The following is a 20,504-nucleotide window of genomic DNA, read 5'->3' on the forward strand; positions in this document are numbered from 1 at the left end:
CCAGACCGGGGACCACAACGACACCCCACTCACCCGCCACTCCCACCGAGCGAAAACCCATGCAGGCTACGAGGTCCACCAACTCGGACCCGACCGCTGGATCTGGCGCACACCCCACGGACTCCACCGCCTCGTCACCAGCGAGGGCACCCGGTCGATCACCCAGGTCGAGTACCACACCCTGCGCATCGAGCTCGCCGGCAAGTACGTCCTGACCGCCTGACCTACTTCTTCGGCGGCTTCTTGGCGGCCGCCTTCTTCGTCGTCGCCTTGGTCGCGACCTGGGGGGCCGCCTTCTTCGCGACCGGGCGGCCCTTCACGCTGACTCGCACGGCGTTGCCGGAGCCCTCGGTGGTGAGGAAGCCCTGCGCCTGCACCAGGTCGACCAGCTTCGCGAACCCGTACGAGCGGGTGTCGAAGGACGGGTAAGCGGTGCGGAGGTAGTTGCCGAGCGCGCCGAGCGACACCCAGCCGTCGTCGCCGGAAGCGTTGTTGACGCCGCGCGTCAGCAGGCTCTGCAGGTTCGGGAGCACCGGGGCGTCGCCGGCCGGCTCGGGCTCCTCCTGGGGGCTCGCGTCCTCGGGCGCGCTGTCGAGGAGCTCGAGGCGGATGAACTGGTCGACCGCCTCCTGGAAGGCGGCAGGGGTGTTGCTCCGCCCCACGGCGTAGACGGTCGTCCCGGACTCGCGCAGGCGCGTGGCGAGCCGGGTGAAGTCGCTGTCGCTCGACACGATGGTGAAGGCGTCGACGTTGCCGGAGTAGAGCAGGTCCATCGCGTCGATGATCAGCGCGGAGTCCGTGGAGTTCTTGCCCGTCGTGTAGGCGAAGGTCTGCACGGGACTGATCGCGTGCCGGTTGAGCTTCGTCTTCCAGTTGCGCAACCCCTCGGAGGTGAAGTCGCCGTAGGCCCGCTTGACGGTCGGACGCCCGTACTTCGCGAGCTCCACCAGCAGGTCGGCGACGTAGCGGTGCGAGGTGTTGTCGGCGTCGATCAGGACGGCGAGTCGGGTGTCGGTCACCGCCCCATCATCACCGGCGCGGCCGCGAGGGCTACGACGCCGCGCTGGCGTTCGCTCCCGCCGACTGGGCGCGGTACTCCGTGGCCCGCGCGGCGAGCGCGTTCTGCAGCTCGCGGACCGGCAGCGGCTGCTGGAGGGTCTTGCGCTGGCGCAGCTGCAGGGTCACGAACGTCTGGTTGCCGGCGATCGGGCGGGACTCGATCATGCCGACGCGGTGCAGCGGGCAGCCGATCACCGAGTAGTCGGGCAGGATCGTGACGCCGACGCCCTCGGCGACCAGGGCCTTGCCCATCTCCGCGCCGTCGGTGCTGTGCGCCGCCGGCGGGACCTCCGGGCCGAAGGCCCGGTGGACGTAGCGGTGCATGACGTAGCCGGCGCGCATCATCACGAAGCGCTCGAGGCGCAGCTCGTCGATGGTGACCTGGGGGCGGGCGAGGAGCGCGTGCCCCGCCGGCAGTACGGCGACCGGACGGCCGTGCAGGAGGTCGATCCCGTCGAGCCCGATCGGCGGGTCGTCGCCGTCGAGCACGTTGACCAGGCCGAGGTCGAGGGTGCCCTCGGCGAGGGCCTCGTCGATCTGCGCTTGCTGGAGGGTGAGCACCTCCACGGTCGTCCCGGGATGGCGCTCCTGGAAGGCGCGCACCGCGGGGACCAGCAGGGTGGAGGTGGCGGCGTGCACGGTGCCGACCCGGATCACGCGGGTGTCGGTGCGCTGGTCGCCGGCGGCGGTGCGCAGGCGGTCGACCGCGGCGAGCACCTCGGTCATGTAGGGGAGCAGCTCGCGGCCCTCGCGGCTGATCCGGGCGCCGGAGCGGCGGCGGTCCAGCAGGGTGACCCGCAGCTCGCGCTCGAGCTTGGTGACGGCCTCGCTCAGCGCGGGCTGGGAGAGGTGGAGCTTCTCGCTGGCTCGCCGCAGCGAGCCGTGCTGCGTCACCGCGGCGAGGTACTCCAGCTGTTCGATGCGCATGGGTGCTGCCTTTCACCTTCATCGGAGACGCCATGGGTCGTGGTCCTTGTCCGCGACCCTAAGTCAAGTAAGTCTGTAGACAAACAGTATCACGACCGCCCGATGCAAGGAGAGAACGTTCCATGACTGCTGACCTCACCACCCCGACCGGCGCCGCCGCCGGCGGGTGGACCGACCGTCCGACGACCCCGGAGGGGTGGCTCGAACGGGCCCGCCAGGTGGCCACGACCCTGGCGGCGGACGCCGTCGAGCGGGACCGGGCACTCGCCGTACCCACCGCGGAGGTCCGGCTCCTCAAGGAGTCCGGCCTCGTGACGCTGCTCGGCCCGGTCGAGCACGGCGGGGGTGGGCAGGACTGGACCACCGCGCTGCGGGTGATCCGCGCCGTCAGCGCCGGCGACGGCTCGATCGGCCAGCTCCTCGGCTACCACCTGCTGTGGTTCTGGGCCGCCCGTCTGGTCGGTACGCCGGAGCAGATCGCCGCCGTCGAGGAGCAGGCGACCAGGGAGCAGTGGTTCTTCGGCGGTGCGGTCAACCCGCGCGACGCCGACCTGGTGATCAGTGACGAGGGCGAGGAGATCGTGTTCCGCGGCGAGAAGTCCTTCTCGACCGGGGGCCGGATCTCCGACGTCACCGTGCTGGAGGGCGTGCTCGAGGGCACCGAACAGCACGTCTTCGCGATCGTGCCGACCGACCAGCCGGCGATCCGGTTCAAGGGGGACTGGGACGCGCTCGGCCAGCGGCTCACCGAGAGCGGCGGCGTCGTGATCGACGGCGTCCGCGTCCCGTGGGCGTCGGCGGCCGGCTACGTGCGGACCGACGCCGGCTGGGAGTTCCGCCCGCGGGTCTACAACACGCTCAACGTGCCGCTGATCCAGATCATCTTCGCCAACATCTACCTCGGCATCGCCGAAGGCGCCCTGGCGACCGCGGCGACCTACACCCGCGAGAAGACCCGCCCCTGGCCGTACACCCCGGACCTCAAGGAGACCGCGACGCAGGAGTTCCACATCCTCGAGACGTACGGCGACCTGCGCTCCAAGCTGTGGGCCGCGGAGGCCCTCGCCGAGCGGGCCGCCACGCTGATCGAGGCGATCAACGCGCACGCCGACACGGTCACCCCGGAGGAGCGCGGCGAGGCGGAGGTGGTGATCGCCGCGGCCAAGCAGGTCGCGATCGACACCGGCCTCGAGATCGGCACCCGCGTCTTCGACGTCACCGGCGCCCGCGCGACCGCGAGCTCGGTCGGCCTCGACATCTTCTGGCGCAACATCCGCACGCACAGCCTCCACGACCCGGTCGCGCACAAGCGCGCCGAGGTCGGCCGCTACGCGCTGCTGGGCGAGCTGCCCGAGCCGACCTGGTACACGTGAGGAGGCAGGGATGAGCATCACCGACACCCGCTCCCCGCTCGAGGAGCTGCGGGCGACGTACGGCCCGGTCTTCGACGAGATCGGCCTCGGCGCGCTGCAGCGCGAGCTCGACGACGTGCTGCCCGACCAGGAGGTGCGCCGGCTCAAGGAGCGCGGCTTCGGGGCGCTGCGCGTTCCGACCCGGTACGGCGGCCGCGGGGCCTCGATACCCGAGCTCACGCAGCTCTGGATCGACCTCGCGGCCGCGGACAGCAACCTGCCGCAGGCCCTGCGCGGCCACGCGGCGCTCGTGGAGGACCGGCTCTGGCAGCATGCCCAGGGCCGCGACCAGCGGGTCTGGTTCGACCGCTTCGCCGCCGGCGAGATCGCCGGCAACGCGTGGTCGGAGGTGGGTGCGACGGCGATCGACTCGCAGCAGACCGTCCTCGCGGCGCAGCCCGACGGCAGCTACCGGCTGACGGGCAGCAAGTTCTACACGACCGGCACGATCTACGCCGAGTGGGCGGACGTCTACGCGCGCATCGAGCGCGACGGGGCAGGGCTCGGCCAGGAGCCCGAGTTCGCGATCGCGATCGTCGACACCCGTGAGCCCGAGGTGATCGTCACCGACGACTGGGACGGCTTCGGCCAGCGGGGGACCGGGAGCGGCACGACCACCTTCGACGGCGCGGTCGTCGCGGCCCGGGACGTGCTGCCGTTCGGGGAGCGCTTCCCGTACCAGACCGCGCTCTACCAGCTGAACCTGCTGGCGGTGCTGACCGGCATCGGGAGGGCTGCGCTGACCGACTTCGTCGGGCACGTCCGTGACCGCGAGCGGAACTACTCGCACGCCAACGCCGCGCGGGTCCGCGACGACCCGCAGGTGCTCGCCCGGATCGGCGAGGCCTCCGCTGCCGTGTACGCCGCCGAGGCGGCCACGCTGCGGGTCGCCGAGGCGATCCAGGAGGTCGCCGACCTCGCGCCGGTGGCGGCGGGGGCCGCCGACCGGGTGGCCGCGGCCAACGAGCGGGCCGAGGTCGAGTCCTCCGCGGCGCAGGTCGTCGTCACCTCGCTCGTCCTGGACCTGACGAGCGACCTGTTCGACACCCTCGGCGCGTCGGGGACCTCGCTGTCCAAGGGTCTCGACCGGCACTGGCGCAACGCGCGCACGGTGTCCTCGCACAACCCGCGCATCCTCAAGGCGCGCGTCGTGGGGGCGCACCTCGTGAACGGCACGCCGCCGCCGTACGCCTGGGCGATCGGCCGCACCGCACGGTGACAGGCCCTGCCTCTCGCGGGGTCGCCGGTTCCACGGAGCCGGCGACCCCGTTGCGTCTTGTCTGACGCGCTCAGTCCGCTAATGTCTATCGAACTACTCGACTTATCCACGAGGTGCAGCCATGACCGACCAGATCTTCGACCGCGAAGCCTTCGCCCAACCGCTCAAGTTCGCCTACTGGGTCCCCAACGTCAGCGGGGGCCTGGTGGTGAGCAAGATCGAGCAGCGCACGGACTGGAGCTACGACTACAACGTCCAGCTCGCTCGTCTCGCCGAGAACAACGGCTTCGAGTACGCCCTCTCGCAGGTGCGCTACATCGCGTCGTACGGCGCCGCCTACCAGCACGAGTCCACGAGCTTCAGCCTCGCGCTGCTGCTCGCCACCGAGCGCCTCAAGGTGATCGCCGCCGTCCACCCCGGCCTCTGGCAGCCGGGCGTGCTCGCCAAGTTCATCGCCACCGCCGACCAGATCTCCGGGGGCCGGGCGGCCATCAACGTGGTGAGCGGCTGGTTCAAGGACGAGTTCACCAAGCTCGGTGAGCCGTGGCTCGAGCACGGCGAGCGCTACCGCCGCGCCGAGGAGTTCATCCGCTACGTGCGCGAGATCTGGACCTCGGAGCACGCCGAGCTCAACGGCGACTTCTACCGGCTCCACGACTTCGACCTGAAGCCCAAGCCGCTCAGCTCGCCCGAGCGGCCGCACCCGGAGATCTTCCAGGGCGGCAACTCGACCGACGCCCGGGGCATGGCCGGCCGGGTCTCCGACTGGTACTTCGCCAACGGCAACACCCCCGACGGCATCTCCGAGCAGATCCGCGACGTCACCGACGTCGCCACCGTCCACGGCCGGACCGTGAAGTTCGGCCTCAACGGCTTCTTCATCGGCCGCGACACCGAGGCCGAGGCCCGCGACGTGCTGCGCGAGATCGTCGACAAGGCCGACCGCGAGGCCGTCGAGGGCTTCGGCGCCGCCGTGAAGCAGGCCGGCCAGAGCACCGGTGACAAGAAGGGCATGTGGCAGGACTCGGAGTTCGCCGACCTGGTCCAGTACAACGACGGCTTCCGCACCGGCCTGATCGGTACGCCCGAGCAGATCGCGACCCGGATGATCGAGTACAAGAAGCGGGGCGTGAACCTCTTCCTGCTCGGCTTCCTGCACTACCTCGAGGACGTCGAGTACTTCGGCCGCGAGGTGCTCCCGCTGGTCCGCGAGCTCGAGGCTGCCGAGCTGGAGCGAGTGTGACCGTCGCAGCACCCCCGAGGCACTCGGCCGACTCGGCGATCGCCGCGGCTGCCGACCTGGCGGCCCGCTTCGCCGAGGACTCGGCCCTCCGCGACCGGGAGCGGATCCTCCCGGTCGCGGAGGTCGAGGCGCTGTCGGCGTCGGGCCTGCTGGCGATCACCGTCCCCACCGAGTACGGCGGCCCCGGGCTCGGCGCCGCGGTGCTGACCGAGGTGGTGCGGCTCGTCGCGACCGGCGACCCGAACGTCGCGCAGATCCCGCACAGCCACTTCGTCTACGTCAACGCACTGGTCGAGCAGGGCACCGAGGAGCAGAAGCGGTTCCTGCTCGGCGAGGTCGTCGCGGGCAGGCGGTTCGGCAACGCGCAGTCGGAGATCGGCAGCAAGCACGTGCGCGACCACGCGACGACGCTGCGTCCCGATCCCGCGGCGCCGGGAGCCTGGGTGCTGGACGGCGAGAAGGGCTACGCCACCGGCGCGCTGCTCGCGCACTGGATCCCGGTCCTCGCCCACCTCGGCGAGGGCGGCCCGCTGTCCGTCGCCTGGGTCGAGCGCGACGCCCCCGGCGTCACGGTCGTCGACGACTGGGACGGTCTCGGGCAGCGCACGACGGCGAGCGGCACGGTCCGCCTCGAGCGGGTCCGCGTCGCGGCCGACCGCGTGACGCCGTACCACCTGACCTTCGAGCGGCCCCAGGCCTACGGATCGTTCGCCCAGCTGCTCCACGCCGCCATCGACGCCGGCATCGCGCGGGCGGCGGTGCGGGACGCGGCGGCCTTCGTCACGACGCGCAGCCGCCCGTACCCGGACGCTCTCGCCCTCTACGACACCTCCGGCGCCGCGGGGGATCCCCTCGTCGTCCAGGCATTCGGAGAGGTCGAGCTGCAGGTGCGCGCCGCGGAGGCGCTGCTCGCCGAGGCCGGCCGCGCGGTCGACCGGGCCCGTGCCTCGCTCACCGCGGCCACCGCCGCCGAGGCCAGCCTCGCCGTCGCGGCGGCCCGTGCCTCGACGACCGCCGCCTCGCTCGAGGCCTCGAGCCGGCTCTTCGAGGTGGCCGGCACCCGCTCCGCGCTGCGCAGCCACGACCTCGACCGGCACTGGCGCAACGCCCGCACCCACACCCTGCACGACCCCGCCGCCTGGAAGGTCCACCACCTCGGTCGCCATGCGATCGACGGCACCCCGCCGCCCAACCACGGCCAGATCTGAGGTTTCCATGTCCCTGAAGTTCCACTGGTTCCTGCCCACCAACGGCGGCGACGGCCGCCACGTCGTCGGCGGCGGCCACGGCGTCAACCCCGGCCAGGCCGGCCGTCCCGCCGACGTCGCCTACCTCACCCAGGTCGCGCGCGCCGCCGAGGACAACGGCTTCGAGGCCGCGCTCACCCCCACCGGTGCGTGGTGCGAGGACGCCTGGCTGACCACGGCGATGCTGAGCCAGACCAGCGAGCGGCTGAAGTTCCTGGTCGCCTTCCGGCCGGGGATCGTGGCGCCGTACCTCGCCGCGCAGATGGCCGGCACCTTCCAGAACCTCAGCGGCGGTCGGCTGCTGCTCAACGTCGTGACGGGTGGCGAGAGCCACGAGCAGCGGATGTTCGGGGACTTCCTCGACAAGGAGGAGAGGTACGAGCGCTGCGGCGAGTTCCTCGAGATCGTGCGCCGGCTCTGGGCCGGTGAGACCGTCGACTTCACGGGCAAGTACCTCTCCGTGGAGGCCGCGAGGCTGGGCCAGATCCCCGACCCGGTGCCGGACATCTACTTCGGCGGCTCGTCGCCCGCAGCGGGCAAGGTCGCCGCCGAGCATGCCGACGTCTACCTCACGTGGGGTGAGCCGCCGCAGGCCGTGGCCGAGAAGATCGCGTGGATCCGCGAGCTCGCCGCCGCCGAGGGCCGCGGCCCGGACCACCGCCCGATCCGCTTCGGCATCCGGATGCACGTGATCACCCGCGACACCTCCGAGGAGGCGTGGGCCGAGGCCGACCGCCTGCTCAAGGGGATCGACCCCGCCATGATCCAGCAGGTCCAGGAGGGCCTGCGCAGGAGCGAGTCCGAGGGCCAGCGCCGGATGCTCGACCTGCACAGCGGCCGCACCGACGACCTCGAGATCTACCCGAACGTGTGGGCCGGGGTCGGCCTGGTCCGCGGCGGGGCCGGCACCGCACTGGTCGGCAGCCACGAGGAGGTGGCGGACCGGATCGCGGAGTACGCCGAGCTCGGGCTCGACGAGTTCGTGCTGTCGGCGTACCCGCACCTCGAGGGTGCGTACTGGTTCGGCGAGGGCGTGCTGCCGATCCTCGCCGAGCGCGGCCTCTGGAAGCACGAGGGCCCCGAGCGTCGCCACAGCACGTCCGTCCCGTTCGCGTCGGTGGGGCGGTGAAAGGCTGATGTCGACCGTCCACACCGCCGTCGTGGTGGGCAACCCGAAGCCGGCGAGCCGCACCCTGACCGCCGCCCTGCACCTGCACCGCGAGCTCGTCGACCGGGAGCCCGACCTCGTCGTCGACGTGGCCACGCTCGGGGCCGGATTGGTCGACTGGACCGACGCGACCATCGACGCCCTGGTGGCCGAGGTGGGGCGCGCGGACCTGGTGGTCGTGGCGTGCCCGACGTACAAGGCGACGTACACGGGGCTGTTGAAGCTCTTCCTCGACCGCTTCGCCGCGGGCCAGCTGCGGGGCGTCGCGGTGCCGCTGATGCTCGGCGGCGGACCCGCGCACGCACTGGCTCCCGAGCACGGCCTGGTGCCGCTGCTCAGCCACCTCGGTGCGGTCGTGCCCGGCAGTGCGCTCTACGTCCTCGACAAGCAGTACGACGACCCGGCGGCCTACGCCGACTGGCTGGCCCGCAGCCGGCCGGTCGTGGAGAAGCTGCTGCGGAGCGACGCCTGACCGGACCGGCTACGGCGTCGCCGGCGTGGGCGTCGAGGGACGGCGGCCGGCACGTCGCCGGAGCGCCAGCCACAGCGGGAGGCCCAGCACGGCGACGAGGATGAGCCAGGGGACCAGGAAGCCGACGACGGCGAGGGCCGCGGCACCACCGGCGACGAAGCTGTCCCAGCCGTCCTCGAGGCCGCCCAGGAAGCCGGCCTTCTCCTCGTCGTGCTTCGCCTCCTCCGCGGGCTGCTCGATCGAGATCGAGATCGTGGACATAGCGGTCTGGTCGGCGAGGTACTTCTGCCGCGACACCAGGGAGTCCAGCTCGGCCTGCCGGGTCGCGAGCTGACGCTCGATCGAGATGACCTCCTGCAGGTCGGTGGCTCGGTCGAGCAGCGCCTCGATCCGTGCGACGCTCGCGCGCTGGGCACGGACCCGGGCGGCGACGTCGATCACCTTGGTGGTGACGTCCTGGCCCGACTCGTTGGAGCTGAGCAGGGTGGCCACGCCCTCGAGGTCGTCCAGGGCGTCCCCGAACTCCTTGCTCGGGACCCGCGCGACCAGACGGGCGGTGGCGACCTCGCCACCGTCGCCGGTCGTGGTCTCCTGCTCGCTGATCGTGCCGCGGTGACGGTCGAGCACCTTGCGGACGTCGAAGCGGGTGCGGCCCACGTCGTCGGACTCGAGCGAGACCGAGCCGGTCGAGATGACCGCCCTCCCGGGCTCGATGTCGTCGGCGGTCTTCGCGGGGTCGACCGCGTCCGACGTGTCGGCGAGGCCTGCCGCGGTGTCGGCCCCGTCGGCGGCGTATGCGTTGCGCTGGGTCGAGTTCAGGGCGTCCGGAGCCTCGACCGCAGGACCGCCCATGCCGGCCGCCTTCTCGTCGGCCGCGGGGACGCCGGCGGCGCTGTCCCCGTCGGAGGCGCCGCCGGAGCAACCGGTCAGCGCGGCCAGCGTGGCGACGCCGGCGAGGGACAGGGCGAGGCGGGTGCGGGTCGGGTGCATGTCGGTGCGACGCGACACCGGCCCGATCGGTTCCCTCACGGGCGCCGTGGGAGGCTGGTCCGGTGCGCAGGGCGATCGTCGTGGGGGCCGGGGTGGCCGGATTGGTCGCCGCGCGCGACCTCGCCGAGGCCGGTGCGACCGTGCTCGTGCTCGAGTCGTCCGACCGCACGGGCGGCAAGCTGCGGTCCGGGTCCGTCGCCGGCGTGACCGTCGACGTGGGAGCCGAGGCGATGCTGCACCGCCGCCCCGAGGGCACCGCCCTGGCGACCTCGCTCGGGCTGCCCCTGGTGCACCCGACCGGCGCCACCTCGAGGGTCTGGACGCGCGGCGCGCTGCGGCCGCTGCCACGCACGTTGATGGGCGCCCCGCTCGACCTCGGCCAGCTCGAGGCGTCCGGGATCCTCTCGCCCGAGGGGATGGTCCGGGCGCGCCACCAGTTCGCTGCCCACCTGGACGGCGAAGGGCACGACGAGTCGGTCGCGCACCTGGTCGGCACCCGGTTCGGTGACGAGGTCGTGGACCGGTTGGTCGAGCCGCTGCTCGGCGGGGTCTACGCCGGCCAGGCCCGCCACATCTCGGTCCGCTCCGCCGTCCCGCAGCTCGTCGACCTGATCGCCCGGCCGGAGTTCACGCTCCCGCCGCCGCCCGCCGGTGCGCCGCCGGTCTTCGCCAGCGTCGACGGCGGGATGTGGCGGNGTCCTGGAGGCCGATCTGGCGGGGCGGTCCGGCGTCGAGGTGAGGTACGACGCGACGGTGACCGCTGTTCGTCGTACGGGGTCGGGGTTCGTGGTGACCACGCCCGCAGGGGAGGAGCCCGCCGACCTGCTGGTGCTGGCGACGCCGGCCGCGCCGACCTCCCGCCTGCTCGCCGACCTCGCCCCCGACGCCGCGGACGAGCTCGCGCAGATCGGGTACGCCTCGGTCGCCCTCGTCACCTTCGCCTTCCGCGCCGACGATCCCGGCGTCGCCGAGGCCCTCGAGATCGGCGCCTCCGGCTTCCTCGTACCGCCCGTCGACGGCCGCCGGGTCAAGGCGTCGACCTTCTCCTTCGCCAAGTGGGACTGGGTCCGCGCCGCCGGCGACGGGCTGCTCGTGCTGCGCACCTCGCTCGGCCGCTTCGGCGAGGAGGCCACCCTGCAGGTCCCCGACGACGAGCTGGTCCGGGCCTCCCTCGCCGACCTCGCCGCGGCCACCGGCCTGCGCGCCGCCCCGGTCGACGCCGTGGTCCAGCGGTGGGGCGGCGGCCTCCCGCAGTACTGGGTCGGCCACGCCGACCGGGTCGCCCGGATCCGGTCCGCGGTCGCGGCCGTCCCCGGCCTCGCAGTCTGCGGGGCGTCGTACGACGGCGTGGGCATACCCGCCACCATCGCCTCCGCCCACGCCGCCACCGCCGCCCTCCTCACCTGACCGCGAAGTGTTAGAAATGCACCCGCGAAGTGTTAGAAGTGGCGTGTTGAGGTGTTGGAAGTCGCCTCCCACGCGTGACGGTGGAGGACAGATGTGCCACCTCGGCGCGGAAGAACCAACACTTCGGCGCGGCAGAACTAACACTTCGCGTGTCCCGGGAGGTGTGCCGGGTTGTCCCTGTCGGGTGGGACACGGGGCCCGCGAAGGTCGTGGACATGACAACGCAGACCAACCTCCCCCCGACCGCCCTCGACCAGCACGGAGCGCAGGCCGAGCCCACGACGTACCGACCGACCCGGTGGGCGCTCGCCGGCCTGCTGGCCGGTGTCACCGGCTTCGGCATGATGGTGACCTCGTCGATGGTGAACGCGGTCTACGACCCGGACATCCAGGGCGACGCCGACAAGATCTCGGAGCGGCTCGGCGAGCTCGTCCCGCAGATGCTGGCCTTCCACACCTTCACGATGGTCAGCGCGGTGCTGATGGTCGTGTTCGCGGCGGGCCTGTACCGCCGGCTGCGCGCCACGGCCGACCGCGACAGCGTGCTGCCGCTGGTGGCGTTCAGTGGCGTGCTGATCACCGCGATCGTGATGATCCTCGGGGCGGGCCTCGACACCGAGTTCATCTTCGCGGCCGGTGACGACGCGATGGTCGTGCCGGAGAGCGCGGCGTTCTACAACCACTGGATCGGCACCATCCCGTGGTGCTGGGGCCTGCTCGGCCTGTCCGGCCTGACCCTGTTCGGCGCGGCCCGCAACGGCGGCGTCCCGAAGTGGATCGGCATCGTCGGCCTCGTGGGCGGCGGCGTGACCCTGCTGCTCGGCGTCTCGCCGCTGCAGTACATGGCCGGCATGACCGGCCCGATCGGCCTGATCGTGATCGCCCTCGGCTTCCTCGCCGGCGACAAGGTCTTCCGCGGTCGCGCGTGAGCAACCTCCGTCCCGCAGCCGGTCCGGTCCCCAATCCTCCACGGAGGGGGCCGGACCGGCTGCACAATGTGCCGGTGCAGAGCGACGCCCGGCCCCGTGGCCCCCAGGTGCTGGGGGTGCTGCTGGTCCCCGTGCTGTGTGTGCTGCTGCTCCCCGCGGCCGCATGGCTGGACCTGGTCGCGCCGGCGGACGGACCGGGCGCGGACGTGGTGGGCGGACCCGGGTGGCCGTGGATCGTCAACGGCGCCGTGCTCGGGACGCTCGCCGCGATCGTCCTCCTGCGCGACCGGCACCAGCGGTTCGGCTGGGTGCTCGCCTTCTCCGGGCTCTTCTGGTCGCTCGACGGGTTCTCGCAGAGCTACGTCAACGCCGGACTGACGGAGGACGGCGCCTGGCCGGGGATGACCTTCGCCCTGTGGTTCCTGAACCGGTTCGGCTCCTACCTGACCTCGGTGACCGCCGTGCTCGTCCTGGTCTTCCCGACCGGCCGCTTCCTCCCGGGACGCTGGCGGCCGGCGTCGTGGGTGGCGGTGCTCGCCCTCTTCCTCAGCGGTCTCGCCGTGATCGTGGCGCCGGCGGAGGGAGACCAGCGCATCGACGGCATCCCTGCCGGCATCGACCAGGACCCGACCTCGATCGGCGCCCTCGCCGGGCGCGGTCAGCAGGTCGCGTCGTTCGGGGTCGCCCTCGGCGTCGCGGCGTTCCTGTTCGCCCTGCTGACGGTCGTGGTCCGCTACCGCAGGTCCGAGGGCGTCGAGCGCGACCGCATGCGCTGGCTGCTGTGGAGCGTCTTCGTGATCGTCGCCGTGCTGCTGCTGAGCCTGATGTTCCCCCTGCCCGGCTCCGGGTACGCCGGCGCGTTCAGCGCCACCGTGCTGCCACCGACCGCCATGACGATCGCGATCGTCCGGCCGAGCCTGGCCCCGATCCAGGACCTGCTCGCCCGCACGGCCGTCCTCGCCGCCGTCCTCGCGGTCCTCGTGGTCGCCGACGCGATGGTCCTCGGCGCGCTCACCCTCGTCCTCGACGACGAGCTCAGCCAGGCCCAGGTCGTGGCGGTGGTGCTGGCCGTGGCCGTGCTGCTCTACGGTCCGTTGCGCCAGCGTCTCTCCGCCGCCGTACGACGCCTCATGCTCGGCGAGCGCACGAACCGGTACGACGTCGTGGCCGGCCTCGCCTCGACGCTCGAGACCACCGACGACAGCGCCGAGCAGCTCGCCGCGGTCGCCCAGGCGGTCGCCGGCGCGTTCGGCATCGCGTTCGTCAGCGTCGAGGTGGAGCGCGGCCACGGGGAGCGCCTCGTCACGACCTACGGCGAGCGCCCGGACCAGGTGCGCACCCTGCCGATCACCTACCGCGACGCCACCATCGGCAGCCTGGTGCTGCCGGCCCGCGGCCTGCGCAGCCGCCTCAGCGACCGCGACCAGGAGCTGCTCGGCGACCTGGTCCGGCAGGCGGCGACCGCCGCCCGCGCGAGCCAGCTCGCCGAGGAGGTGCAGCGCAGCCGCGAGCGCCTGGTCACCGCGCGCGAGGAGGAGCGGCGCCGGATCCGGCGCGACCTGCACGACGGCTTCGGGCCGGCGCTGAGCGGCATCGTCTTCCAGCTCGAGGCGGCGCGGATGACCGTCGACCGCGACCCCGGCCGTGCGCGGGAGCAGCTGGAGGCGGTGAGCACCCAGGTGCAGGACGTCGTCGCCGACGTACGACGCCTGGTGCACGACCTGCGCCCGCCGGCCCTCGACGACCGCGGCCTGGTGGGTGCCCTCCGCCAGCAGGCGGACACCCTCGCCCTCCCGGTGACGGTCGACGCGCCGGACGAGCTGGCGGGCCGGCTGCCCGCGGCGGTCGAGGTGGCGGCGTACCGGATCGCGGGGGAGGCGCTGACCAATGTCGCGCGGCACGCGGCGGCGTCCGGTGTCCGGCTGCGCATCGACCTCGCCGCCGACACCCTCCTCGTCGAGGTGGCCGACGACGGTGTCGGCATCGCCCCGGACCGGACCGCCGGCGTCGGCCTCTCCAGCCTGCGCGAGCGCGCCGCCGAGCTCGGCGGCACCACCACGATCACCAGCCCACCGGCCGGCGGCACCGTCGTCACGGCCCGACTCCCGCTGAGGACCCCCGCATGAGTGACCCCGTCCGCCCCATCAGTGTCGTCGTGGTCGACGACCACCAGATCGTCCGCGACGGGCTGGTCGCCCTGCTCGGCGCGCTCGAGGGCATCGAGGTGGTCGGCACCGCCGCCGACGGCCGGGAGGCGCTGCACGTCGTGCAGGAGGCGGCGCCCGACCTGGTCGTCATGGACATCCAGATGCCCCACCTCGACGGCATCGAGGCGACCCGCTTCCTCACCGGCCGCACGCCCGCGCTGCGCGTGGTGATGCTGACGATGAACGAGGACGACGACACGATCCTCGCCGCGATCCGGGCGGGTGCGTGCGGCTACCTGCTCAAGGGGGCCGGCGCCGACGAGGTGCAGCACGCGATCCGGGCGGCGGCTGCCGGCGGCATGGTGTTCGGTGCCAGCCTGGCCGCGCGGGTCGCCGCCTTCTTCGCCGGTGCGCTCGCGCAGCCGGCCGCGGCCGAGGAGGACGCCTTCCCCGAGCTCACCGAGCGCGAGCGCGACATCCTCCACCGCATCGCCGCGGGCCGCACCAACGACGAGATCGCCGGGGAGCTCTACGTCTCCAACAAGACGGTGCGCAACGCGGTCTCCGCGATCTACGCCAAGCTCCACGCCACCGGCCGCGCCGACGCGATCGTCAAGGCGCGGGAGGCGGGGTACGGCCGCGACTAGCCCCTCGGCACAATGGGGGGCATGTCGGACCAGGACCCGCAGGGGCACATCAAGACCAACGCGGCGAAGATCAACGAGCTCAACGACACGATCCGCTTCACGATGTGGTCGGTCTTCAAGCTCGAGCAGCCGCTCGGGGCCGACGAGGTCGTCCGCAAGGCCGAGCTCGCCGAGCTCGAGGCGCTGGCCGCCGAGCTGGCCGCCGAGGACGTCGTCATCCGGGGCGTGTACGACGTCGCGGGCCTCCGCGCCGACGCCGACCTCATGCTCTGGTGGCACGCCGAGACCAGCGACCAGCTCCAGGACGCCTACCACCGGCTGCGTCGTACCGCCTTCGGTGCGCGGCTCGCGCCGGTCTGGTCGCAGATGGCCCTGCACCGCCCGGCCGAGTTCAACCGCAGCCACCTGCCGGCGTTCCTCGCCGACGAGCGGGCCCACGCCTACGTCGCGGTCTACCCCTTCATCCGCTCCTACGAGTGGTACCTCCTCGAGGACGCCGAGCGCCGCCGCCTGCTCGCCGAGCACGGCCAGATGGCCCGCGACTACCCGGACGTCCGCGCCAACACCGTCCCGAGCTTCGCCCTCGGCGACTACGAGTGGATGCTCGCGTTCGAGGCCGACGACCTGACCCGGATCGTCGACCTGATGCGCCACCTGCGCGGCTCGGAGACCCGTCGCCACGTCCGCGAGGAGGTGCCGTTCTACACCGGGCGGCGCGTGTCGTTCGCGGACCTGGTCGCGCGCCTGCCCTGATCTGCCCATTCGTGCCTCGCCGAGGCACGGCGGCGCCTACCGTGACCGCATGGTGCGCATCGTCTCGGCCGTCCTGACAGCCTTCCTGCTCAGCCTTGGCCTCGCCGGCTGTGGGGAGCAGGAATCCACGGAGGCCGACGACGCGGACACCTTCGAGCCGTACACCCGCGAGACCCTTCTCGTCGCGATGGGGAAGGCGGTGGAGAGCCACCCGACCGTCCGCATGCAGTTCGAGGGCGCCGGCGAGAAGATGGATCTCCGCATGCGGATGGGTGGGGTCGACGAGGTCGCCATGTCCGGCACGATCGAGGGCGACGACGAGCCGTTCGAGATGATCCTGGTCGGGAGCGAGGTCTACGGCCGCGACCAGGGTGACGAGAAGTACATGCGCTTCCCGGACGACATCAGCGGACCGATCCTGGCCGACATGGGCGACATGTCGCCGCAGGGGATGATCGACGACATGCGCGACTCCATCGAGACGATGGAGTACGTCGGTGCCGAGACGCTCGATGGTGCCGAGGTCCAGCGCTACGACGTCACCGTGAGCCAGGCTGCGCTGGTCGAGAAGCTCGGGGCAAAGGCCAAGGGGCTCCGGGTCACCTACCGGATGTGGCTCGACGAGCGGGACCTGATCACCAAGATGACGGTCGCGGTGATGGGCGTCGAGATGGTTGCGACCATGAGCGAGTGGGGCGAGCCGTTCGACGTGAAGGCGCCGCCCGCGTCGCAGGTCGAGGCCTTCCCGGGCGCCTGAGCGGGCGCGACGAGTTCGAGATGGCCGGCACGCTCAGGGTCGGTGAGGACGAGCTCGAGATGATCGTGGCGGACGGCCGGGCGTACGCCCGGACCCCGGGCGAGGAGCGGTGCCGCTTCCTGTCGCGGGATGCCTGTCGGACTGGGGCGGGGACGTCGACATCGAGGCGCCACCGGCCTCTCTGGTCGACGTGCGTTGAGCAGTAGTTTGCAAACTCTATTGACTTAGTGCACTATGGAGCCATGACCGGCCTCCTCCTCGTCGTACGCGCCACGTCGGGTGCCGGCGGGCGCTGTTGTCGCTGCTGTTGATCCCCGCCTGATCCAGCAACCGACCACACTCCTTGAGGAACCCCGATGACCCAGCTCGCCGTCCTGCCCCTGCTCGAGGTCGTGCGTGACCACGCCGCCGACCCCGACCTGCTGCACCTGCTCGACCACGACCCGCAGGAGCGCTCGTGGATCCGCCTGCTCACGACCGAGGACTACGAGCTCTGGCTGATCTCGTGGCCGCCCGGTGCTGCCACCGACTGGCACGACCACGGGTCGTCCTCCGGGGCGTTCACCGTCCTCGAGGGCCGGCTCACCGAGCACACCTTCGACGGCGGGCTGCAGCTCGTGGACGTGGGCGTGGGGGACGGCAAGGCATTCGGCGCGGGTTACGCACACGACGTCCGCAATGCCACCGACCGGCCCGCGCTCTCGCTCCACGCCTACTCCCCGCGGCTCACCACGATGACCCGGTTCCGCTTCCGTGGCGACCGGCTCGAGGCGCTCGGTGTCGAGCGCGCGGGGGAGGAGTGGTGACCGCGCTGTTCGCTACCGTCGTCGACATGCAGCGCGAGCAGAAGCGGCAGGTCGCCCGCCCCGCCCCGCGGTACGACGGCGTCGACGCCCTCCTCGCCGACGCCCGCTCGCGGCTCGACCGGATCACGGCCCGTGCCGCCTTCCAGGAGCTGATCACGCTCGACGCGCTGATCGTCGACATCCGCCCGGCCGCCCAGCGCGCCGCCGAGGGCGAGGTCGCCGACTGGCTGCCGCTGCGGGTGATCGAGCGCAACGTGCTCGAGTGGCGCTTCGACCCGCGCAGCGACGCGCGGATCCCGGAGGCGACCTACGACCGACGGGTGATCGTGCTGTGCCAGGAGGGCTACACCTCCTCGCTCGCCGCCGACGCCCTGCAGGGCCTCGGCATCCACCGCGCGACCGATGTGATCGGCGGGTTCGCCGCCTGGCGGGCGGCGGGCATGCCGGTGGCCGGCGTCGCCGCGTGAGTGGCTGAGTACGCTCGTAGGCATGGGATACGAGGTCGAGAAGACGGACGAGGAGTGGCGCGCGACGCTGTCTCCCGAGGAGTACCAGGTGCTCCGCAAGGCCGGCACCGAGCGTGCGTTCACCGGTGAGTACACCGACACCGAGACGACCGGTGTCTACCGCTGCAAGGCCTGCCAGGCCAAGCTGTTCGAGTCCGACACGAAGTTCCACTCGGGCTGCGGCTGGCCCAGCTTCTACCAGCCGATCAGCGACACGGTGGAGTACATCGAGGACACCTCGCACGGCATGAAGCGGGTCGAGGTGCGCTGCGCCAACTGCGGCTCGCACCTGGGCCACGTCTTCCCCGACGGCTACGGCACGCCCACCGGTGACCGCTACTGCATCAACTCGGTCAGCCTGACGCTGGAGCCCAAGGAGGGCTGATCTCGCCGTACGACGGCGGTCCGACTTGACGGACACCGGACTTGCAAATGAGAATCATTCTCATGTTGATCAAGTCCGGTGTCCTCGTCGTCCTCTCCTCCCTCGCCTCGGCGAGCCTCGTCGCCTGCGGCGCGGAGTCGTCCCCGTCCTCCTCGCCCGATCCGTCGAAGGAACCGGCGGAGCAGGCGGTCGGGACGGAGGTCTCCGCGCCGCAGCCGCGTCTTGCCCTGTCGTACGACGGCGGCGTGCTCGTGCTCGACGCGACCGACGGCGAGGTGCTGCTCGACCAGGAGGTCGACGGCTTCGTCCGTCTCAACCCGGCGGGGGACGGGCGGCACGTGCTGGTCTCGGCGACCGGCGGCCTGACCGCGCTCGACACGGGCGCGTGGACCGACGAGCACGGTGACCACGGGCACTCCTGGACCACGGCACCGCGGCTGACCGACTTCACGATCGCGGCGACGGAGCCCGGGCACGTCGTACCGCACGACGGACGGACGACGGTGTTCGACGACGGCACCGGCGCGATCACCGCCTTCGACCCGGCAGACCTCGCGGACGGTGTCCCGGAGCTGGAGACCTTCCGGGCCCAGGAGGCGCACCACGGCGTCGCGGTCCAGGACGGCCACGGCAACCTGCTGATGACCGTCGGCGACGAGGAGTCGCGCTCCGGCATCCGGCTGGTGACCGCCGCCGGCAACGAGCTGGCCTCCTCCGACGAGTGCCCCGGCGTGCACGGCGAGGCCTTCGCCGGTGACGTCGCGCTGTTCGGCTGCGAGGACGGGGTGCTGCTCGTGGACGGCCGCGAGATCACCAAGGTCGACGCCCCCGACGCCTACGGCCGGATCGGCAACCAGGCCGGGCACGCGACCTCGCCCTACGTGCTCGGCGACTACAAGGTCGACCCCGACGCCGAGCTGGAGCGACCGACGCGCGTCTCGGTGATCGACACCCGCGACGCCTCGCTGCGCCTGGTCGACCTGCCCGCCAGCTACACCTTCCGCTCCCTCGGTCGGACGCCGGACGGCGACGCCCTGGTGCTCGGCACCGACGGCCACCTGCATGTCATCGACGTCAGGCGCGCGACGGTCGTCGCCTCCGTCCCGGTCACTGCCTCCTGGCGCGAGCCGCTGGACTGGCAGCAGCCGCGTCCGCTCCTCGAGGTGGTCGGCGGCACGGCGTACGTCACCGAGCCTGCGACCCGGCAGGTCCACGTGGTCGACCTCGCGACCCGCAAGGTGGTCGACTCCCTCGACGTGCCGCAGGTGCCGGTCGAGCTCCGCGCGGTCAGCGGCTGAACCCCCAGCCGTGTCCTCGTGCGGTACTAGGCTCGCCGCATGGCGAAGACCGCTGCGGCGATGGTGCAGGCCGGCGAGCGCGAGGTCCGGGTGTCCAGCCCGGACCGCGTGATCTACGAGGCGACCGACCGCACGCCGGAGGTCACCAAGCTGATGGTGGCGCAGTTCTTCGTCGCCGTGGAGGACGGGCTGCTGCGCGCGCTGCGCGACCGGCCGACCGCGCTGGAGCGCTGGCCGGACGGCTACCGCGAGGGCTTCCGCCTCTCCACCGGGTACGGCGACGACGGCGAGGGTTTCTACCAGAAGCGGGTCCCCAAGGGCGCTCCCGACTACCTCGAGCCGGTCGGCATCACCTTCCCCTCCGGCCGCACCGCGGAGGAGATCTGCGTGACCGAGATCGCCGTGCCCGTGTGGTGCGCGCAGATGGGCACGCTGACCTTCCACCCCTGGCCGGTACGACGCTCCGACGTCGACCGCCCCGACGAGCTCCGCATCGACCTCGATCCCCAGCCCGGCACGGGGTTCGGTGACGCGGTCCGCGTCGCGGGGGTCGCCGACGAGCTGCTGCGCGAGCTGGGGCTGGTCGGCTTCCCGAAGACGTCGGGCAACCGTGGTGTCCACGTCTACGTGCGGATCGAGCCGCGGTGGTCCTTCGAGGACGTGCGGCACGCCGCGATCGCGTTCGGCCGCGAGCTGGCCCGGCGCGACGACCAGGTCACCACGGCGTGGTGGAAGGAGGAGCGGGGTGAGCGGATCTTCGTCGACTTCAACCAGAACAACCGCGACCGGACCATCGCGTCGGCGTACTCCCTGCGACCGAAGCCGGGGGCGCCGGTGTCGACGCCGATGACCTGGGCCGAGCTCGCGACGGTCACCGACCCGCGCGACTTCAACCTGTTCACGGTCACCGAGCGGGTGGCCGACGGCGATCCGTGGTCCGGGATCGACGACACGTCGTACTCCCTCCAGCCGCTGCTGGACCTCTGGCAGCAGCAGGTCGACGCGGGGGAGGGCGAGCTCAACTTCCCGCCGGACTACCCGAAGATGGCGGGCGAGCCACCGCGGGTGCAGCCGTCGAAGAAGGTCGCCGAGCACTGGGACGAGCAGGGCAACCGGGTCGAGGGGACCTGAC

Annotated in this window: 21 protein-coding genes and 1 pseudogene; 19 read left to right on the forward strand and 3 right to left on the reverse strand. The window is 72.3% G+C overall.

Going from position 1 to position 20,504, the window contains the following annotated elements; all coding sequences use genetic code 11:
* Positions 1-223: pseudogene (locus ASE20_RS25080) on the forward strand (hypothetical protein); the annotation flags it as partial.
* A gap of 1 nt (position 224) precedes the next feature.
* Here the strand turns inward: ASE20_RS25080 and ASE20_RS20870 are convergent.
* Together ASE20_RS20870 and ASE20_RS20875 are read right to left on the reverse strand one after the other, a co-directional pair.
* Entirely contained in the window at positions 225-1,019 is a 795-nt protein-coding gene (locus tag ASE20_RS20870; protein WP_056896506.1) for an NYN domain-containing protein, read from the reverse strand.
* 31 nt (positions 1,020-1,050) lie between these two features.
* Positions 1,051-1,986, reverse strand: coding sequence for a LysR family transcriptional regulator (locus tag ASE20_RS20875; protein WP_082612722.1), 936 nt, complete (start codon positions 1,984-1,986; stop codon positions 1,051-1,053).
* 122 nt (positions 1,987-2,108) lie between these two features.
* On the opposite strand from ASE20_RS20875, the gene ASE20_RS20880 reads away from it, so the two are divergent.
* The 6 genes from ASE20_RS20880 to ASE20_RS20905 all read left to right on the forward strand — a co-directional run bounded on the left by ASE20_RS20880 (position 2,109) and on the right by ASE20_RS20905 (position 8,747).
* Positions 2,109-3,359 carry an acyl-CoA dehydrogenase family protein gene (locus ASE20_RS20880; RefSeq protein ID WP_056896507.1) on the forward strand — a complete coding sequence of 417 codons (1,251 nt, stop codon included), beginning with the start codon at positions 2,109-2,111 and terminating at the stop codon, positions 3,357-3,359.
* Positions 3,360-3,369: 10 nt separating this feature from the next.
* A complete protein-coding gene (locus tag ASE20_RS20885) occupies positions 3,370-4,617 on the forward strand; it encodes an acyl-CoA dehydrogenase family protein (protein WP_056896508.1) in 1,248 nt (415 codons plus the stop codon).
* A 121-nt stretch (positions 4,618-4,738) separates the two neighbouring features.
* Entirely contained in the window at positions 4,739-5,860 is a 1,122-nt protein-coding gene (gene sfnG, locus ASE20_RS20890; protein ID WP_056896509.1) for a dimethylsulfone monooxygenase SfnG, read from the forward strand.
* Positions 5,857-7,068 carry an SfnB family sulfur acquisition oxidoreductase gene (locus ASE20_RS20895; protein WP_056896510.1) on the forward strand — a complete coding sequence of 404 codons (1,212 nt, stop codon included), beginning with the start codon at positions 5,857-5,859 and terminating at the stop codon, positions 7,066-7,068. The genes sfnG and ASE20_RS20895 overlap by 4 nt, the downstream gene beginning before the upstream one ends.
* Positions 7,069-7,075: 7 nt before the next feature.
* Positions 7,076-8,236 carry an LLM class flavin-dependent oxidoreductase gene (locus ASE20_RS20900; protein ID WP_056896511.1) on the forward strand — a complete coding sequence of 387 codons (1,161 nt, stop codon included), beginning with the start codon at positions 7,076-7,078 and terminating at the stop codon, positions 8,234-8,236.
* Between the two features lie 7 nt (positions 8,237-8,243).
* Positions 8,244-8,747: an NADPH-dependent FMN reductase gene (locus ASE20_RS20905; RefSeq protein ID WP_056896512.1), complete on the forward strand. Its 504-nt coding sequence runs from the start codon at positions 8,244-8,246 to the stop codon at positions 8,745-8,747.
* A 9-nt stretch (positions 8,748-8,756) separates the two neighbouring features.
* Here the strand turns inward: ASE20_RS20905 and ASE20_RS20910 are convergent, their stop codons facing one another.
* Complete coding sequence (locus ASE20_RS20910) at positions 8,757-9,755, reverse strand: DUF4349 domain-containing protein (RefSeq protein ID WP_056896513.1); 999 nt, start codon at positions 9,753-9,755, stop codon at positions 8,757-8,759.
* A gap of 44 nt (positions 9,756-9,799) precedes the next feature.
* Between ASE20_RS20910 and ASE20_RS25710 the strand changes: the two genes are divergently transcribed.
* The 12 genes from ASE20_RS25710 to ASE20_RS20970 form a co-directional block, all read left to right on the forward strand.
* Positions 9,800-10,432: FAD-dependent oxidoreductase (locus ASE20_RS25710; RefSeq protein ID WP_235538835.1), on the forward strand; the 633-nt coding region annotated here is incomplete at its 3' end.
* A gap of 58 nt (positions 10,433-10,490) precedes the next feature.
* Positions 10,491-11,144 (forward strand): protoporphyrinogen/coproporphyrinogen oxidase, encoded by a 654-nt coding sequence (locus ASE20_RS25715; RefSeq protein WP_268793328.1) that lies wholly within the window; start codon positions 10,491-10,493, stop codon positions 11,142-11,144.
* A gap of 215 nt (positions 11,145-11,359) precedes the next feature.
* Positions 11,360-12,073: a hypothetical protein gene (locus ASE20_RS20920; RefSeq protein WP_056896514.1), complete on the forward strand. Its 714-nt coding sequence runs from the start codon at positions 11,360-11,362 to the stop codon at positions 12,071-12,073.
* A gap of 74 nt (positions 12,074-12,147) precedes the next feature.
* On the forward strand, positions 12,148-14,199 hold the full coding sequence (locus ASE20_RS20925) for a sensor histidine kinase (RefSeq protein ID WP_157538595.1): 2,052 nt from the start codon (positions 12,148-12,150) through the stop codon (positions 14,197-14,199).
* Positions 14,196-14,867, forward strand: a complete 672-nt coding sequence (locus ASE20_RS20930; RefSeq protein WP_056896516.1) for a response regulator transcription factor — start codon at positions 14,196-14,198, stop codon at positions 14,865-14,867. Before ASE20_RS20925 ends, ASE20_RS20930 begins: the two co-directional genes overlap by 4 nt.
* Before the next feature lie 21 nt (positions 14,868-14,888).
* Positions 14,889-15,620: a hydrogen peroxide-dependent heme synthase gene (gene hemQ, locus ASE20_RS20935; protein ID WP_056896517.1), complete on the forward strand. Its 732-nt coding sequence runs from the start codon at positions 14,889-14,891 to the stop codon at positions 15,618-15,620.
* Positions 15,621-15,669: 49 nt separating this feature from the next.
* Positions 15,670-16,377 carry a hypothetical protein gene (locus tag ASE20_RS20940; RefSeq protein ID WP_056896518.1) on the forward strand — a complete coding sequence of 236 codons (708 nt, stop codon included), beginning with the start codon at positions 15,670-15,672 and terminating at the stop codon, positions 16,375-16,377.
* 356 nt (positions 16,378-16,733) lie between these two features.
* Positions 16,734-17,183 (forward strand): cysteine dioxygenase, encoded by a 450-nt coding sequence (locus tag ASE20_RS20950; protein ID WP_056896520.1) that lies wholly within the window; start codon positions 16,734-16,736, stop codon positions 17,181-17,183.
* Entirely contained in the window at positions 17,180-17,650 is a 471-nt protein-coding gene (locus tag ASE20_RS20955; protein WP_225869174.1) for a rhodanese-like domain-containing protein, read from the forward strand. The genes ASE20_RS20950 and ASE20_RS20955 overlap by 4 nt, the downstream gene beginning before the upstream one ends.
* A gap of 22 nt (positions 17,651-17,672) precedes the next feature.
* Positions 17,673-18,074, forward strand: a complete 402-nt coding sequence (gene msrB, locus ASE20_RS20960; protein WP_056896521.1) for a peptide-methionine (R)-S-oxide reductase MsrB — start codon at positions 17,673-17,675, stop codon at positions 18,072-18,074.
* Positions 18,075-18,136: 62 nt separating this feature from the next.
* Complete coding sequence (gene aztD, locus ASE20_RS20965) at positions 18,137-19,372, forward strand: zinc metallochaperone AztD (protein ID WP_056896522.1); 1,236 nt, start codon at positions 18,137-18,139, stop codon at positions 19,370-19,372.
* A 39-nt stretch (positions 19,373-19,411) separates the two neighbouring features.
* Positions 19,412-20,503, forward strand: coding sequence for a DNA polymerase domain-containing protein (locus ASE20_RS20970; protein WP_056896523.1), 1,092 nt, complete (start codon positions 19,412-19,414; stop codon positions 20,501-20,503).
* Position 20,504 lies beyond the last annotated feature (1 nt).

This window comes from Nocardioides sp. Root240 (assembly GCF_001428825.1).
Lineage (GTDB): Bacteria > Actinomycetota > Actinomycetes > Propionibacteriales > Nocardioidaceae > Nocardioides.

Excerpts from the sequence above, each read along its gene's own strand:
- ASE20_RS20875 (WP_082612722.1), bottom strand. The coding sequence starts at position 1,986 with ATGCGCATCGAACAGCTGGAGTACCTCGCCGCGGTGACGCAGCACGGC.
- ASE20_RS20880 (WP_056896507.1), top strand. The coding sequence starts at position 2,109 with ATGACTGCTGACCTCACCACCCCGACCGGCGCCGCCGCCGGCGGGTGG.
- ASE20_RS20885 (WP_056896508.1), top strand. The coding sequence starts at position 3,370 with ATGAGCATCACCGACACCCGCTCCCCGCTCGAGGAGCTGCGGGCGACG.
- sfnG (WP_056896509.1), top strand. The coding sequence starts at position 4,739 with ATGACCGACCAGATCTTCGACCGCGAAGCCTTCGCCCAACCGCTCAAG.
- ASE20_RS20900 (WP_056896511.1), top strand. The coding sequence starts at position 7,076 with ATGTCCCTGAAGTTCCACTGGTTCCTGCCCACCAACGGCGGCGACGGC.
- ASE20_RS20905 (WP_056896512.1), top strand. The coding sequence starts at position 8,244 with ATGTCGACCGTCCACACCGCCGTCGTGGTGGGCAACCCGAAGCCGGCG.
- ASE20_RS20920 (WP_056896514.1), top strand. The coding sequence starts at position 11,360 with ATGACAACGCAGACCAACCTCCCCCCGACCGCCCTCGACCAGCACGGA.
- ASE20_RS20930 (WP_056896516.1), top strand. The coding sequence starts at position 14,196 with ATGAGTGACCCCGTCCGCCCCATCAGTGTCGTCGTGGTCGACGACCAC.
- hemQ (WP_056896517.1), top strand. The coding sequence starts at position 14,889 with ATGTCGGACCAGGACCCGCAGGGGCACATCAAGACCAACGCGGCGAAG.
- ASE20_RS20940 (WP_056896518.1), top strand. The coding sequence starts at position 15,670 with ATGGTGCGCATCGTCTCGGCCGTCCTGACAGCCTTCCTGCTCAGCCTT.
- ASE20_RS20950 (WP_056896520.1), top strand. The coding sequence starts at position 16,734 with ATGACCCAGCTCGCCGTCCTGCCCCTGCTCGAGGTCGTGCGTGACCAC.
- msrB (WP_056896521.1), top strand. The coding sequence starts at position 17,673 with ATGGGATACGAGGTCGAGAAGACGGACGAGGAGTGGCGCGCGACGCTG.
- aztD (WP_056896522.1), top strand. The coding sequence starts at position 18,137 with ATGTTGATCAAGTCCGGTGTCCTCGTCGTCCTCTCCTCCCTCGCCTCG.
- ASE20_RS20970 (WP_056896523.1), top strand. The coding sequence starts at position 19,412 with ATGGCGAAGACCGCTGCGGCGATGGTGCAGGCCGGCGAGCGCGAGGTC.